Raw genomic sequence first — 13,811 nt, 5'->3', positions numbered from 1 at the left:
GCCGACTATACAACGCGGGGTTCAGGGCGTCCCGGCGGACTCGCCGTCGGCGAGGGCGCGGTACTCCCGCAGCCCGGCGGCCAGCGCGGACCGGCCCGCGGGGCTCATCTTCGCCAGCAGCGCCTCGACGTTCTCGCGGCGCCGCGCCCGCAGGTCCCGCAGGTAGGCGCGGCCGCGGTCGGACAGCCGCAGCGTCAGCTCCCGCCTGCTGCGCGCGCTGGGCAGCCGCTCGAGGAAGCCCACCGCCTCCAGCCGGTCGCAGAGCCTGCTCACCAGCGGCGGCGTCGAATCCAGCTGTTCGGCCAGTTCCCGCAGGTTGACGCCGTCGTGGCGGTCCAGCGCCACCACCGCGCGCAGCTGCGACACCGAAAGCGGCCGCGGCGAGATGTCGCGGACACCTTCGAGCACCGCCTCGAACAGCTCCGCGAGGCTCGCGAGCGCCGCCTCCCCGTCCGGGGCGGCCTGCTCGCGGGTTGGCTCCACGGCCCCCATCGTGGCATCTCTATGCTGAACCGGCAGCACGGCTCACGCGACTCGCCGTGGGCCGGCGAGCAGGAGGCGGGCATTGGACAGATCCCTGGCAGTGGAACGGCTCCTGCGTGACGTGCCGCCGCACGACCTGCCGGCCGCGCTGCGCTCGGCGCTGCGCGAGCACTTCGGCGCGCTGGCGGTCGAACTGCTGATGGCCGACTACGCGCTGACCGAGCTGTGCCGGGTGGGCCGCGAGCCCTACACCACCGAGCCCATTCCGGTGGACGGCACGACGCCGGGGGCCGCGTTCGTCGCCCAGGCGGCGACGTTCGAGCACGACGGCGATCGCGTCACGGGCTACCTGCCGGTCAGCGTCCGCGGCGACCGGCTCGGCGTCCTCGCGGTGACGTTGCCGGCGGAGCCCGAGCCACCGGTGTGGGCGGAGTTCGAGCGGTTCGCCGAGGCGGTGGCGCACGAGCTGTTCGTCGCCGACCGCGACACCGACCTCTACGTCCAGGCGCGGCGGTCGTCCCGGCTGACGCTGGCCGCGGAGATGCAGTGGCAGCTGCTGCCGGGCCGGGCGTGCACCCGCGCCGAGTTCGCGCTGGGCGGCCAGCTCGAACCGGCGTACGCGATCTACGGCGACTGCTTCGACTGGTCGGCGTCGGCGCGCAAGCTCGCCGTCACGCTGATCAACGGCATGGGGGAGGGCAGCGAAGCCGCGCTGCTGACCAACTTGGCGGTCAACGCGCTGCGCAACGCCCGCCGCGCCGGGATCCCGCTCGACGCGCAGGCCGAGCTGGCCGACCAGGCGGTCTACGCGCACTACCGCGGCGCCGAGCACGTGGCCGCGCTGCTGCTGGAGTTCGACCTCACCACCGGCGCGGTGGCGGTGGTCGACGCCGGGTCCCCGCGGCTGTGGCGGCTGCGCGACGGCAAGGCCGAGCGCGTGATCTTCGACGAGCAGCTCCCGCTGGGCACGTTCGACGGCACGATCTACGAGTCCGAAAGCTTCCAGGCCACCGAAGGCGACCGGTACGTGTTCGTCAGCGACGGCGTGTACGACGCGATCGGCCCCCACGGCGAGCACTACGGCGACCGGGAGCTGGCGGAAGCGGTCACGGCGACGGCCGAGCTCCCGGCCGCGCACGTCCCGGGCGCGGTGCTGCGCGAGCTGAGCCGCCGCCGGCGCGGCGGCCAGGCCGAGGACGACGCGATGGTCGTGTGCCTCGACTGGTTCGGGCCGGCCCCGCTGCCCGACACGGCCCCGGCGGTGACGGTGCGCCGCGCCGAAGAGGCCCGGTAGCCGGTCAGTCCCCCTCCCGGCGCGCGAGTTCGGCGCGCAACACGGCGATCTCGGCGTGGGCGGCGGCGAGCTCGTCCTGCAGGCCGATGATCCGCGCGGCGGCGGCGAGGGTGTGGCCGTCGTCGAGCTGCTCGCGGACCCGGGTGACGAGCGTGAGCTGGCGGCGCGTGTAGCGGCGGTGCCCGCCGCCGGAGCGGTGCGGCCGGACCAGCCCGGCGGTGTCGAGGCTGCGCAGGAACGCTTCCTGGACTTCGAGCACGGCCGCGACCTGTCCGGTGGTGTAGGTGGGGTAGTCCTCGTCGTCCAGCTTGCTCGCGTCCGCCACGGCTTCAGCTTATGGTGAGCAGGGGGTTGAAACAACCTGCAGTCGGTGCTATAGAAATAGTGAAGCGCAGGACATGACCTGGTGATATCGCGAGACGATCCGGGGAGTGGGAACGATGATCGTTCGTTCGGCAGGCGGGTTCGCCGATCTGGTGCTGGCGGATCCCGCGTGGCTCGAGGCGGAGTTCGACGCCATCGTGGCCGCGAACTTCGGTCCGCCGCCACCGCTGTCCCCCGCACCGCGCGCTTCGGGTTTCCCTCACCCTTCTCTCGGCCGCGCCCGCTCGCGGCGGTCTCCGCGCGTCCGGGCTCCGGCCGGGAGGTGCCCGCGGCGGGAGCGCTCGCCGCCCGGAACAGCCGTGAAGTGCCGGTGATGGACGAGAAAGGGGTGATGTGCTGACGGCTGTCGGGGATGCCCGCGGCACCGGCGTGGGCCGCCTGCCCCGAACGCGGCCGGTGAGCGAGGAACGTCCCGGCCCCGCGCCTCCAGGCGCACCACCGCGGCGGCCACGCCCCGCGCCCGGCGCCGTCGAAGGGAGAGCCACCACGGACAACCGGTTCGACACGCAGTTCCTCCGCGCGGGGTACCGCGCCCCGCGCGGAGGACGGGCCCCGGTCAGCCGGTCTGCGCGCGGATCCAGTCCGCCACGACGTCGACCCGCGCGATCGTCTCCGCGCCCGGTCCGGGGCACGGTGGCCCGGTGTTCACGATGGCCACCAGGGTTGCGCTGTGGTCGCCGTCGTCCGAAACGAAGAACGGGCCGCCCGAATCCTCCGGGCAGGGGCCGTTGTCCACCGTGCGCGTGCCGACCGGCAGTGCCTCCAAAGTGGACTCCGCGATGCCGGAAACCCGGAACCGGCCGCGTTTGAGGTGGTCGGACGGGCCGAGCACGGTCGCCGAATGCGACCCCCAGCCCGCGAACTGCAGCTCCTCGCCGACCTTCGGGCGGGTCGAGGCCAGCGTCACCGGCGCGATGTCCGCGACCGGCGTGCTGAGCTTCGCCACCGCGAGGTCGTTGACCGGCGACTGGCGGACGTCGACGACGACCGCCGTGTGCCCGCCCGGGTCGGTGTCCTTGAGCCGCCCGATCGTCACCGTCATCGTGTACGGCGGCCGTCCGCCGATCCGGGCGTCCTTCAGGTCGTGGAAGCAGTGGCCGGCCGTGACGACCCACTGCGGCGCGACCAGCGAGCCGCTGCAGGCGCCGTCGCGCACGCCGCCACCGGGGACCGGGATGTCCGCCGACGTCAGCTTCGCGTTGAACGGCAGGATCGGCGCCGGCGCCGGCGCCGGGCTCGGGGGAGCGGGAGCCGGGTCGCGGCCCAGCGCGGCGGTGTCGGGCAGGCGGTGCCCGCCGAGGGCCGCGGCCAGCGCGGGTCCGGCGGCCGGTGTGCCGATGGCCGCGCCCGCGAACGCGATACCGGCCCCCACCAGCACCGCGAGGGTCACGGCCCGCGCGCGGAAGCGGCGCCGTCGATCCGAAGTCGTCCTCACACCCTTAATGCACGGATGGGAGCCCGGAATGGTTGTGCGCGACGCTCACTCGCGCGCGGCGATCGCGGGCCACAGCACCGAAACGACCGCTTCGGGGATTTCGTCCCGCCCGTCGCCCCGGTAGAAGGCGGCGAAGTAGCTGCCGAAGCACATCGTCGCGATGGTGTGCTTGTCGACGTCGTCCCGCACGGCGCCGTCGTCCTGCAGCCGCGTCAGCACGTTCTCGACGAGCGTGACCCGCGGTTCGACGGCGTGCTCGCGCAGGATCCCGAGCAGCTCCGGCGTGCGGATGGCCTCGCCGGCGAAGTTGCCCATGAGGACCATGGCGTCCGGGTTGAAGTACGCGGGGTCCAGCCGCCGGACGGCTTCGGTGAACGCCTCGCGCGGGGCCATGCCCGCCAGGTCGATGGAGTAGCTGTCGCGCTGCTTGCGGAAGCCGTAGTCCAGCGCGTCGACGACGAGGTCGAACTTCGTGCTCCACCGCCGGTACAGCGTCGGGCGGCTGACCTTGGCGTCCGCGGCGATGTCGCCGATGGTCATGAGCGAGTAGCCGTCCCGGACGAGCCGCTCGCGCGTGGCGAGGATGATCGCCTCGTCGAGGGCGGCGTCGCGGGGACGGCCCCCGGGGCGCGGGGTGTCGTCGTCCGACGCTGCTGCCATGAGCGGAGCCTAGCGGAAATGTTACGACCTCTGGTTGTTAAGTTACGATACTTGACTGTAACGAAACTTCGGCTTACCTTCGGAGCACCACCGGAAGGAGCCCCCGATGACCACCGCGCAGCAGCTGATCGACCGCAGCATCCCGTTCCTCGACGCCGTCAAGAACCGGACGGCGGGCGGGGAACTGGAGACCTGGCTCAACACCCACCACGGTCCCGGCAGCCCGCTCTACGACGACCTCGCCCGGATGATCACCGACGGCGTCCGCGACGGCTGGGCGGCGAACATCGAAGTGGACGGCCCGAAGTACCGGCGCAGCCGGATCGCCGATCCCCAGGACGTGCTGAACTACTTCAGCGTCACCGCCGTCTACATGGACAGCGTCGAGCCCTACCGCGGCCAGTACCACCAGCACCCCTACGGCGAGCTCAACCTCGTCGTGCCGCTCGACGCGGGCGCGAAGCTGATGGGCCCGCGCGGCTGGAGCGGCGCGGGCTGGACTGCACCGGGACCGGGCAGCCACCACTACCCGGAGGTCAAGGGCGGCGCGCTGATCGCCCTGTTCTACCTGCCCGCGGGCCGGATCTCCTACGACATCACCCCGCCGGCCGAGTGAGCACGACCGTCGAGGACGCGCTGCTGACCCGCCGCAGCTGCCGCGCGTTCCGGCCGGACCCCGTGCCCCGCGCGGAGATCGAACGGCTACTGGAGCTGGCGGCCCGCTCGGCCAGCAACTCCAACTGCCAGCCGTGGCGGGTGCACGTGCTCACCGGCGCGGCCAAGCGGGCGCTGACCGCGGACCTGCTGCGCGCGCACGACGAAGGCCGCCGGGCCGCGAGCGAGTTCGGCTACCAGCCGGCCGCCGACGAATGGCCCGAGCCGTTCCGCTCCCGGCGTCGCCGCTTCGGCGAAGGGCTCTACCGGGACACCCTCGGCATCGAGCCCGGCGACACCGCCGGCCGCCTGGCCCACCACCGGCGCAACTACGACTTCTTCGGCGCGCCGGTCGGCATGGTGCTCACCGTGAGCAGGCTGCCCCTGCGCGGCGCGCTCGTCGACGCCGGGCTGTTCCTGCAGGGGCTCATGCTCGCCGCGCGCGGGGCCGGGCTGCACACGTGCGCGCAGGCGTCGCTGATCGACTACCACCCGGTCCTGCGCCGCCACCTGGGCGTGCCGGCCGACCACGTGGTCGTGTGCGGGATCGCGCTCGGGTACGCCGACGACGAGCACCGGCTCGGGGCCCACCGCACGACCCGCGAGCCGGTGTCGGCGTTCGCGACCTTCCACGACCGGGCCACGGGCTAGGGGCGCCGGCCCGCCTCGTCGACGAAGGTCTTCACGGTCACGGCACTGTCCCGGGTGCCGAGGAACTGGTGGGTAGCGGCGTCGAAGACCAGCACGATCCCCGGGAAACCGGGCGAGTCGGCGGGGTTGGTCCACGTGATGCCCACCCCGGGCCGGCCCGCGCCGTCGGTGACGTGGTCCAGTGCCGTCAGCCCGGGTGCCTTCGCCGCCGCCTGGTAGAGAGCGGCGTAGGAGGCGGGGGTGAGGGCCCGCTCGTCGGCGAGGGTCAGCACGTTCTTGCCCATCGTGTTGACGCTGTCCTTGCCGCCGGGGATGGTGCGCAGGTAGGCCAGCATCGCGTCGGCGGTCGTCGGCAGGTCGGCGTGGTAGGCGGGGGAGGGCCGGCAGTCCTCCAGGGTGCCCTTCTTCTTCGGGTCGTACGGGCCGGAGTACGGGGCCTTGCCGTCGTGGCAGCCGGGCAGCACGGTGTCGGTGCCCAGGAGGCCGTCGCGGGTGCCGTCGACCGACAGCCAGATCTCGCGGACGTGGTGGTCGGGGTATTCCGTCTTCACGTAGAGGAACTGGTCCGGCCGCGGCGGGGTGGCCGGTTCCCGCAGCGCCGCGCTCGCCGCCTCGGTCAGGACCTTGACGGGGTCGGCGTGCGCGACGCCGGCGCCGATGCCCACCCGGTCGGCCGGGGCGAGCGCGACGACCGCGGTGATCGCCGCGGCCAGTCCGATCGTGGCGCCGGCGGCCCAGAACCAGCGGCGGGACCGGTGCGGTCGTTCGCCGCGCGCCGCGGCCAGCAGCCGCTCCCGCGCGGGGGCGAGGTGTTCCGCCGGCGCGAAGCCGACCGCCTGCGCGCGTTCGCGGATCAGGTCGAGGTCATCCATGGCTGGCGGTCTCCTTCACGGGGTCGAGGGCGCCGAGTTCGGCGCGGACGCGGCCGCGGGCGCGGTTGAGCCGCGACTTGACGGTGCCGACGGGGATGGCGAGGGCTTCGGCGACCTCCTGGTAGCCCAGCCCCTCCGCCGCGACGAGCAGCAGGACGTCCCGTTCGCGCGGCCGCAGCTTGGCCAGCGCCCGGTCGAGGTCGGCGCCGAGGGCCTGGGCGGTGACCTGCTCGGCGACCCGGTCGGCGTGCCCTTCGTCGACGCCGGGCGGCCCGACGGCCAGGCGGAGCTTCAGTTCGCGCACCTCGTTGCGCCACTGCCGCGAGACGAGGTTCGTCGCGATGCCGTAGAGCCACGGCCGCGCGTCCGGCCGGGAGAGGTCGAACTTCGCCCGCTTGCCGAAGGCGATGAGGAACGTGTCCGCGAGGACGTCGTCGGCCGCCGTCGGGCCGAGCCGCCGGACGAGGTAGCGGTGGATGTGCCGGGAATGGCGGTCGAAGATGACCGCGAACAGGCTCGGTTCCGCCCGCGACCGCGCGATCACGCTCGCGTCGTCGGTGTCTTCCGGGGTCATCGCCCGCCTTTCGCCGCGCCCAGTGTCATCTGCTGTTCTCGCGAGCCGGGGAGCGGGTTCCGGCGACGAAGGGTGAAGTGACACAGGTCACGCGAGGACGAAGGCGACCCGATCCGGGAATAGCGGCGGGGTGGCCCGGTTGCACCAGGACGGACCCAGCGCAGCACCGCCCGAGCGGCGGGAACCCCCGAAGGAGCACCCGTGCCCGGGAAGTCCCTGCACTTCAACGCCTTCATCTGGCCGAACGGCTACCACGAGTCCGCGTGGCGGGTGGTCGAGGACGACGTCCGCGGGGTGCTGGGACTGCCGTACTACGCGGACATCGCGCGGACCGCCGAGCGCGGCCTGATGGACTCGATCTTCCTCGCCGACAACATCGCCATCGCCGAGTACCGCGTCACGCACCTGCCGCAGACGCAGTTCGACCCGATCTCCGTGCTCTCGGCGCTGGCCGCGGTCACCGGGAAGATCGGCCTGATCGGCACCGGCTCGACGACCTACAACAAGCCGTGGGAGCTGGCCCGCCGGTTCGCCACCCTGGACCACCTCAGCGGCGGCCGCGCCGGCTGGAACATCGTCACCACCATCACCTCGCTGGCCGCGGCGAACTTCGGCGAGAAGGCCCACCCCGACCACGCCGACCGGTACGAGCGCGCCCACGAGTTCGTCGACGTCGTCACCCGCGCCTGGGACAGCTGGGACGACGACGCGATCGTCGGCGACCGCGAGAACGGCGTGTGGGCCGACCGCGCCAAGCTGCACGCGCCGCGGTTCCACGGCAGGTTCTACGACGTCGAGGGCGTGCTGCCGTTCCCGCGGTCGCCGCAGGGCCGCCCGGTGCTCGTCCAGGCGGGACAGTCGGCCGCCGGCATCGGGCTGGCCGCCCGGTACGCGGAACTGGTGTTCTCCGGACCGCCGTCGCTGGAGGCGGCGGTGAAGTTCCGCGCCGAGCTGGACGCCCAGGTCGTCGCGGCGGGCCGGGACCCCGCGCGCGTGCGGGTCTTGCCCGCGCTGATGGTGACCCTGGGCGGCACCGAGGCCGAGGCGAAGGCCCGGGCGGAGCGGCTCGAGGAGCTGGCCAGCCCGGAGTTCCGGTGGCAGAACGCGCTCTACACCGCGGGGCTCGACCCGGACGCGTTCGACCCGGACGCGCCGCTGCCCGCCGAGCTGCGGGCCGAGGGCGGCTCGAGCCGGCTGCAGCAGCTGGCCGCGGCGGCCCGGGAGCGGCCCGAGGCGTCGCTGCGCGAGATCGCGCAGAAGGTGACCGGGGGAGCGGGGCAGGTCCACTTCGTGGGCACGCCCGAGCAGCTCGCCGACCACGTGCTCACCTGGCAGGACGCCGGCGCCGTCGACGGGTTCACCATCATGGGCTCGACGCTGCCCTACGAGCTGGCCGCGTTCGTCGACCACGTCGTCCCGATCCTGCAGGCCAAGGGCCGGTACCGGACCGAGTACACCGGCTCGACGCTGCGTGCGCACCTCGCCGGGTGAATCCCAGTATGTGGTTTCTGTCGGTGGGTCTCGTTAGGGTCCTGACCGTTCGATCGTGATTGAGGAGTGTGGGACGTGGGCTGGACCCGGAACATCCGAGTGGCCGCGCTGGTGGCGGTGGCCGCTCTGGGCCTGACAGCGTGCGGCGGCGGGGACGACAAGCCCGCCGCGGCGGGCAAGGGCGGGGCGCCGATCGTCGTCGCGTCCTTCAACTTCACCGACAGCCAGATCCTGGCGGAGATCTACGCCCAGGCCCTGGAGGCCAAGGGCTACCCGGTGACGCGGAAGCTGAACCTGGGCTCGCGGGAGCTGATCTACCCGTCGCTGAAGTCCGGTGAGCTGCAGTTCATCCCGGAGTACCAGGGCTCGGCCATCGCCGCCGGGTTCGGCAAGGACCCGGTGAAGGACGCGAAGGGCGAGCACGAGCAGCTGGCGAAGCTGCTCGAGCCCAGCGGGGTTTCGCTGCTGGACTACGCGGCGGCGGAAGACAAGAACACCTACATCGTGAAGGCCGACCTCGCGCAGTCGAAGGGCCTCACGACCATCGGCGACCTGAAGAAGCTCGACAAGGTCGTCCTGGCCGGCGGCCCGGAGTGCGAAAAGCGGCTGACCTGCTTCAAGGGCTTCACCGACGTCTACAAGCTGACGAACGCGACGTTCCAGACCGTCCAGGAGCTCGGGCCGCGGGTGCAGCAGCTCGACTCCGGTGGCGTCACGGTCATCCCGGTCGACTCGGTGAGCCCGCTGGCCGGCGACAAGAAGTACGTCGCGTTGAAGGACGACCTGTCCATGGTGCCGACCGAGAACGTCGTCCCGGCGGTCACCAAGAAGGTCCTCGACGAGCGCGGCCCGGACTTCGCGGCCGCGGTCAACGCCGTGAGCGCGAAGCTCACGACGGAGGGGATGCGCGACCTGAACAAGCGCGTCGACTCCGACGGCGAGAAGGCCGCGGACGTGGCGAAGGACTGGCTGGCGCAGCAGGGCCTGGTCTGAGCCGGGGGGAGGCCTCAGCCGGGTGCCTGCCGGCTGAGGTCCTCCCACCGCGTGTACTCCTCGGCGCGCATCCGGGCCAGCTCCCGGACCATGTCGAACGACGCGCTGCCGACGACGAGCCGGCGCGGCGGGTCGGCCAGCGCGGCCACGCGCAGCACGACCGGCGCGGCCGTCTCCGGTGCGGGCCCGGCGTCGTCGCCCCACATCTCCTCGAGCTCCGTGCGCAGCTCGCGGTACGCCGGGTCGGGCGTCGTGGTCGTCGTGCCGCTCGTGAACAGTTCGGTCGCGTAGCCGCCCATCTGCAGGTTCGTCACGTGCACGCCGAACCGCTCCACCTCCATGGCCAGGGCCTCGCTCAGCGCGTCCAGCGCCGCCTTGCCGGCGCCGTAGAACCCGACCGACGCCATCCCGCCGCCGCTGCCCATGGACGTCACCTGCAGCAGCCGTCCGCCGCCCTTGAGGTGGGGGAGCACGGCCTGGGCGACCCAGACCGCGCCGAAGAAGTTGACGTCGAAGTGCGCGCGGATCTGCTCTTCGGTGGCCTCTTCGACCATCCCGTAGAGCATCACCCCGGCGTTGTTGACGACGACGTCGAGCCCGCCGAAGACGGCCGCTGCCCGCTCCACCGCGTCGAATACGGCATCGCGGCTGGTCACGTCCAGCGGGATGTGCACGAGCCGGCCGGGATGCTCGTCGCCGAGCGTGCCCTTGGTCCGGGACGCGGCGACCACGCGGTGGCCGGCCGCCAGCGCCGCTTCGGCGATCGCCCGGCCCAGGCCGCGCGAAGCCCCGGTGACGAACCAAACCCGACCGTCGGTAGCCGTCATGGCTCAACTCCCCTCGTATCACGAGACGAATCGTCTCGTCTCGCGGCGTCGAGTCTGCTCGGCTCGCCGCGGTGTGTCAAGACGGAACGGTTCGTCTCGCCGTGCGCTAGGCTGCCCGTCCATGGCCACCAGGAAGCCCGATGCCGCCCGGCGCAGCGAACGGTCCCGGCGGGCGATCCTCGCCGCGACCCGGGAGCTGATCGTCGAAGCCGGCTACGCCAAGGTGTCGATCGACGCCATCGCCGCGCGGGCCGGCGTCGGCAAGCAGACGATCTACCGGTGGTGGCCGAACAAGGGCGCGGTGGTCTTCGACTCGGTCCTGGAGCTGAGCGCGGACCCGTCCGGCGCGGTCGCCGCGCTGCCCGACACCGGCGACCTGGAAGCCGACCTGCGGCTGGTCATGCGGGCGACCGTCGCCGAGTTCGCCGAACCGGCGTTCGAGGCCCCGATCCGCGCGTTGAACACGGAGATCGCGCACGACCCGGACCTGGCCGCGCTCTACCGCGAACGGCTCGCCGCCCCGGTCGACGAAGCCAAGAAGGACCGGCTGCGCAGTGCCCAGCGCGCGGGCCAGCTCGCTGCCGACGCCGACCTCGACCTGGTGCTCGAGGTGCTCTACGCGCCGCTGTACCAGCGGTGGCTGCTGCGGACCGGTCCGTTGACCGAGAGCTACGCGGACGCCTTGGTCGCGGCGGCGGTGAAGGCGTTCCGCCCTAACTGAAGTCGACGCGGCCCAGCAGTTCGTCGACCAGGTCGGGCAGCGGCCGGTCCGCCGAGCCCTCGAGCCACAGCACGCTCGCGGTCCGCACGGCAGCGAGGAACGTCGCCGTCATCAGTCGCGCCAAGGCTTCGTCGAGGCCGTGGCCGCGCGCGACGAGCACCGCGGCCAGGTCGCGCTCCAGGGCGATCTGGTCGTCGGCCTGCTGTGCGAGCAGCGACGGGTGGCGCCGCAGCAGGCGCAGCTGGGCCACCCATTCGCGGTCGGGGACGTGCAGGATCGCGCTTCTGTCGCGGAGAAGGCCGACGAGCCGGCTTCCGATGCGGGAGCGGGCTGGATGGGCGCTGCCGATGCGTTCGAATCCACTGTGGAGCGCGGGCCACCGGCCGATTCTGGTCGTCCCGTGACGGAGAAAGAACCGTTCGAGTGACGGGAAAAGCCGCGATCCGGCGTTAGCCTCGGATGATGAAACGATCTTGGGGAGTGCTCGCCATCGTCCTGGTCGCGCTGGCTTCGCCGGCGGTTCCGGCCGCCGCGGCGAGCCGCGCGGACGTGTTCTGCCGCGGTGCGGCGGTCGGGTTTCCCGGGAAGTGGGGGGCCGTGTCGAAGTCGTGCAGCTTCACCAGCCCGCCGCAGTGGCGCGGCTACCTCGAAGTCACCTGGTTCGTGGAGGCGGGTACCCAGCAGCGGGGCTGCGTGGACGGCCGGATGGCCAGCGCGCGCTCGCCGCGGCCGTGGGAGTCCCTCGGCTGCGGCAAGGGCGCTACCGGGCGGGTGAGCTGGCCCGCGAACACGTTGTCGCTCCTGGAGATCCGGGTCAAGAGCGTCAACGTCGGGCTCGCCGAGGTCACCTACGAGATCTGACCGTCCCGGTACCGGGTGGCGAGTTCCGTGCTCTGGCCGCCGAAAGCGGCCAGCTCGGCCCGGAAGACCGTGTCGAGCAGGCCGGTGTCCTCGACGCCGGGTGCGCAGACGACTTCGCCCAGCTCCAGGCCGCGCAGCGACGCCGTGACGACGTCGGCCGCGCTCATCCGGGGGATCGCGCTGAGGTCCATGCCCTGGCGCTCGTGGAACTCCGTCGCGACCACGCCCGGGCAGACCACCTGGACCCGGACGCCGGTGCCTTCGAGTTCGGCGCCGAGGGTCTGCGACAGCGTGACGAGGTTGGCGAGCGAACCCGCGTAGACCGCGCGGCGCGGCATCTGCGAGTGCGGTGCCGGGCCGCTGAAGGCGATCATGCCTGCCACGTTGACGATCGCGCCGCGGCCGCGTTCGACCATGCCGCCCACGGCCGCGCGGGCCAGCATCGTCGGCGCGAGGACCTTGACCTTGACCAGTTCGCGGGCCTTGGCGGCGGGCAGGTCGGCCAGCGGCATGTAGTGCGCGACGCCGGCATTGTTCACGAGCAGGTCGAGCGGTTCGGTGGCGGCGATCTCCGCGACGGCGTCGATGCCGTCGTCGGTGGCCAGGTCGGCGGCCACGGTGCGGACCTTGACACCCGGGTGGGCGGCGGCGAACGCGTCCAGCCGGTCCTGCCGCCGGCCGACGACCACGAGGTCGTGACCGTCGGCGGCGAGGCGGTCGGCGAACGCCTGCCCGATCCCGGAGGTGGCGCCGGTGACGAGGGCGAGCTTGCTCATGCGTGGTTTTCCTGTTCGATCGGGGTGACGGGGGTCAGCGCCGCGGAGGCCAGCAGGGCCAGCTTGTCCGCGGCGTCCGTGCCGGGGTCGGGGTGGTAGACGGCGAGCACGAGCCCCGGGGCTTCGCTGACGAGCAGCTTCTCCCGGTTCAGCACGAGCTCGCCGACCTGCGGGTGGTCGAACCGCACGGTGGCGCCCCGCCGGTTCGCGACGTCGTGGCGTGCCCACAGCTCCCGGAACCGCGGGCTGGCCAGCGAAAGCTCGCCGACGAGCTCGATGAACCGCGGGTCGTGCGTCTCGGTACCGACGGACTGGCGGAAGCCGGCGACCAGGCTCCGCGTCGCGGCCGCCCAGTCCGGGAAGAGCGCCTGCTCGGCCGGATCGAGGAATACGTCACGCAGCCGGTTGGCGCCGACCACGAGGCGGGGCGAGATCGCCGCGGCGAGCGGATTGGCGGCCAGCACGTCGAGGTACCGCCCCTCGACGAAAGCGGGCAGCGACAGGGCGGCCAGGAACTTGACGATGCTCGCCGGGACACGTTCCTTGCGCCGCCGGCGCGGCCGCCGGGGTTTCGCTTCGGTGAGGCTGATCAGGTACGCCGTGGTGTCGTCGTCGAGCTGCAGCACGCGGGCCAGGGACTCCAGCACCGCCCGGGAGGGGTTGCGGTCGCGTCCCTGTTCCAGGCGCAGGTAGTAGTCGGCGCTGATGCCGGCCAGCATCGCGACCTCTTCCCGGCGCAGGCCCGGCACCCGTCGCAGGCCGCTGGCCGGGAGGCCCGCTTGTGCGGGGGTGAGCAGCTCACGGCGGGCGCGCAGGTGGTCGCCCAGCAGGTTCGGCTCGTCGGTCATGCTTCGACTGTAGGTCGCGCGGCGGGCCCGTGCCTGGCCCTGTCACTCCCAGGAACGCGGGGGCGGCTTTCCTGCGGCGGGCCGTGCTGCTGGCGGCGCGAGCTGTAGTCCATTCTGGACTGTGGTGCGACTGGAGCATCGCTCATCGTGCAGTGCAACGCATCCGTGCCGTCGTCGTACGATGTGGTGGTATGCCGGGTGGTCGTTTGGCTCGTGCCCAGGTAACTCCTTATGACCACTTGTTCGTGTGGTGATCATGTGTTCGGGTTCGGCTAACCTTGTTGTAT

General features: G+C 72.6%; 17 protein-coding genes. 7 read left to right on the top strand and 10 right to left on the bottom strand.

The window, feature by feature from the left end:
* Positions 1-21: 21 nt before the first annotated feature.
* Entirely contained in the window at positions 22-492 is a 471-nt protein-coding gene (locus AB0J40_RS18350; protein WP_364454165.1) for a MarR family transcriptional regulator, read from the bottom strand.
* Positions 493-565: 73 nt separating this feature from the next.
* On the opposite strand from AB0J40_RS18350, the gene AB0J40_RS18345 reads away from it, so the two are divergent.
* Positions 566-1,777 (top strand): PP2C family protein-serine/threonine phosphatase, encoded by a 1,212-nt coding sequence (locus AB0J40_RS18345; protein ID WP_364454164.1) that lies wholly within the window; start codon positions 566-568, stop codon positions 1,775-1,777.
* Positions 1,778-1,781: 4 nt separating this feature from the next.
* On the opposite strand, the gene AB0J40_RS18340 is transcribed toward AB0J40_RS18345, so the two are convergent.
* From AB0J40_RS18340 to AB0J40_RS18330, 3 genes are all read right to left on the bottom strand, one after another.
* Positions 1,782-2,102 (bottom strand): MerR family transcriptional regulator, encoded by a 321-nt coding sequence (locus AB0J40_RS18340; protein WP_364454161.1) that lies wholly within the window; start codon positions 2,100-2,102, stop codon positions 1,782-1,784.
* Positions 2,103-2,717: 615 nt separating this feature from the next.
* Entirely contained in the window at positions 2,718-3,596 is an 879-nt protein-coding gene (locus AB0J40_RS18335) for a trypsin-like serine protease (protein WP_364454158.1), read from the bottom strand.
* Positions 3,597-3,641: 45 nt separating this feature from the next.
* The gene (locus AB0J40_RS18330; protein WP_364454156.1) at positions 3,642-4,256 is read right to left on the bottom strand and encodes a TetR/AcrR family transcriptional regulator; all 615 of its coding nucleotides are present in this window, start codon (positions 4,254-4,256) and stop codon (positions 3,642-3,644) included.
* 106 nt (positions 4,257-4,362) lie between these two features.
* Between AB0J40_RS18330 and AB0J40_RS18325 the strand changes: the two genes are divergently transcribed.
* Both AB0J40_RS18325 and AB0J40_RS18320 read left to right on the top strand, forming a co-directional pair.
* Positions 4,363-4,872: a DUF4863 family protein gene (locus tag AB0J40_RS18325; protein WP_364454153.1), complete on the top strand. Its 510-nt coding sequence runs from the start codon at positions 4,363-4,365 to the stop codon at positions 4,870-4,872.
* Positions 4,869-5,561: a nitroreductase gene (locus tag AB0J40_RS18320; RefSeq protein ID WP_364454150.1), complete on the top strand. Its 693-nt coding sequence runs from the start codon at positions 4,869-4,871 to the stop codon at positions 5,559-5,561. Before AB0J40_RS18325 ends, AB0J40_RS18320 begins: the two co-directional genes overlap by 4 nt.
* Here the strand turns inward: AB0J40_RS18320 and AB0J40_RS18315 are convergent.
* Positions 5,558-6,433, bottom strand: a complete 876-nt coding sequence (locus tag AB0J40_RS18315) for a CU044_5270 family protein (protein ID WP_364454148.1) — start codon at positions 6,431-6,433, stop codon at positions 5,558-5,560. The genes AB0J40_RS18320 and AB0J40_RS18315 overlap by 4 nt on opposite strands.
* A complete protein-coding gene (locus AB0J40_RS18310) occupies positions 6,426-7,007 on the bottom strand; it encodes an RNA polymerase sigma factor (RefSeq protein ID WP_364454145.1) in 582 nt (193 codons plus the stop codon). The genes AB0J40_RS18315 and AB0J40_RS18310 overlap by 8 nt, the downstream gene beginning before the upstream one ends.
* Before the next feature lie 201 nt (positions 7,008-7,208).
* Here AB0J40_RS18310 and AB0J40_RS18305 point away from each other — a divergent pair, with 201 nt between their 5' ends.
* The gene (locus AB0J40_RS18305; RefSeq protein ID WP_364454143.1) at positions 7,209-8,498 is read left to right on the top strand and encodes an NtaA/DmoA family FMN-dependent monooxygenase; all 1,290 of its coding nucleotides are present in this window, start codon (positions 7,209-7,211) and stop codon (positions 8,496-8,498) included.
* A gap of 75 nt (positions 8,499-8,573) precedes the next feature.
* On the top strand, positions 8,574-9,491 hold the full coding sequence (locus AB0J40_RS18300) for an ABC transporter substrate-binding protein (protein ID WP_364454140.1): 918 nt from the start codon (positions 8,574-8,576) through the stop codon (positions 9,489-9,491).
* Between the two features lie 14 nt (positions 9,492-9,505).
* Here AB0J40_RS18300 and AB0J40_RS18295 read toward each other — a convergent pair whose 3' ends face one another.
* Positions 9,506-10,318, bottom strand: coding sequence for an SDR family NAD(P)-dependent oxidoreductase (locus AB0J40_RS18295; RefSeq protein ID WP_364454137.1), 813 nt, complete (start codon positions 10,316-10,318; stop codon positions 9,506-9,508).
* Positions 10,319-10,439: 121 nt separating this feature from the next.
* Here AB0J40_RS18295 and AB0J40_RS18290 point away from each other — a divergent pair, with 121 nt between their 5' ends.
* Entirely contained in the window at positions 10,440-11,039 is a 600-nt protein-coding gene (locus AB0J40_RS18290; RefSeq protein WP_364454135.1) for a TetR/AcrR family transcriptional regulator, read from the top strand.
* Here AB0J40_RS18290 and AB0J40_RS18285 read toward each other — a convergent pair.
* Complete coding sequence (locus AB0J40_RS18285; protein ID WP_364454132.1) at positions 11,032-11,289, bottom strand: hypothetical protein; 258 nt, start codon at positions 11,287-11,289, stop codon at positions 11,032-11,034. The two genes, AB0J40_RS18290 and AB0J40_RS18285, sit on opposite strands and share 8 nt — an antisense overlap.
* A 212-nt stretch (positions 11,290-11,501) precedes the next feature.
* On the opposite strand from AB0J40_RS18285, the gene AB0J40_RS18280 reads away from it, so the two are divergent.
* Positions 11,502-11,900, top strand: a complete 399-nt coding sequence (locus AB0J40_RS18280) for a hypothetical protein (protein WP_364454130.1) — start codon at positions 11,502-11,504, stop codon at positions 11,898-11,900.
* On the opposite strand, the gene AB0J40_RS18275 is transcribed toward AB0J40_RS18280, so the two are convergent.
* Positions 11,888-12,676, bottom strand: a complete 789-nt coding sequence (locus tag AB0J40_RS18275) for an SDR family NAD(P)-dependent oxidoreductase (RefSeq protein ID WP_364454128.1) — start codon at positions 12,674-12,676, stop codon at positions 11,888-11,890. The two genes, AB0J40_RS18280 and AB0J40_RS18275, sit on opposite strands and share 13 nt — an antisense overlap.
* On the bottom strand, positions 12,673-13,524 hold the full coding sequence (locus AB0J40_RS18270) for a helix-turn-helix transcriptional regulator (protein ID WP_364454125.1): 852 nt from the start codon (positions 13,522-13,524) through the stop codon (positions 12,673-12,675). Before AB0J40_RS18270 ends, AB0J40_RS18275 begins: the two co-directional genes overlap by 4 nt.
* Positions 13,525-13,811 lie beyond the last annotated feature (287 nt).

The sequence above is a fragment of the Amycolatopsis sp. NPDC049691 genome (assembly GCF_040675005.1).
Lineage (GTDB): Bacteria > Actinomycetota > Actinomycetes > Mycobacteriales > Pseudonocardiaceae > Amycolatopsis.
Note: the sequence above shows the minus strand (reverse complement) of the source record. Positions and strands in the feature narration are given on the sequence as shown.

Bases quoted from the DNA above. Each gene is read 5' to 3' on its own strand.
- AB0J40_RS18275 (WP_364454128.1), bottom strand. From the start codon at position 12,676: ATGAGCAAGCTCGCCCTCGTCACCGGCGCCACCTCCGGGATCGGGCAG.
- AB0J40_RS18290 (WP_364454135.1), top strand. From the start codon at position 10,440: ATGGCCACCAGGAAGCCCGATGCCGCCCGGCGCAGCGAACGGTCCCGG.
- AB0J40_RS18310 (WP_364454145.1), bottom strand. From the start codon at position 7,007: ATGACCCCGGAAGACACCGACGACGCGAGCGTGATCGCGCGGTCGCGG.
- AB0J40_RS18350 (WP_364454165.1), bottom strand. From the start codon at position 492: ATGGGGGCCGTGGAGCCAACCCGCGAGCAGGCCGCCCCGGACGGGGAG.
- AB0J40_RS18280 (WP_364454130.1), top strand. From the start codon at position 11,502: ATGAAACGATCTTGGGGAGTGCTCGCCATCGTCCTGGTCGCGCTGGCT.
- AB0J40_RS18315 (WP_364454148.1), bottom strand. From the start codon at position 6,433: ATGGATGACCTCGACCTGATCCGCGAACGCGCGCAGGCGGTCGGCTTC.
- AB0J40_RS18295 (WP_364454137.1), bottom strand. From the start codon at position 10,318: ATGACGGCTACCGACGGTCGGGTTTGGTTCGTCACCGGGGCTTCGCGC.
- AB0J40_RS18270 (WP_364454125.1), bottom strand. From the start codon at position 13,524: ATGACCGACGAGCCGAACCTGCTGGGCGACCACCTGCGCGCCCGCCGT.
- AB0J40_RS18325 (WP_364454153.1), top strand. From the start codon at position 4,363: ATGACCACCGCGCAGCAGCTGATCGACCGCAGCATCCCGTTCCTCGAC.
- AB0J40_RS18330 (WP_364454156.1), bottom strand. From the start codon at position 4,256: ATGGCAGCAGCGTCGGACGACGACACCCCGCGCCCCGGGGGCCGTCCC.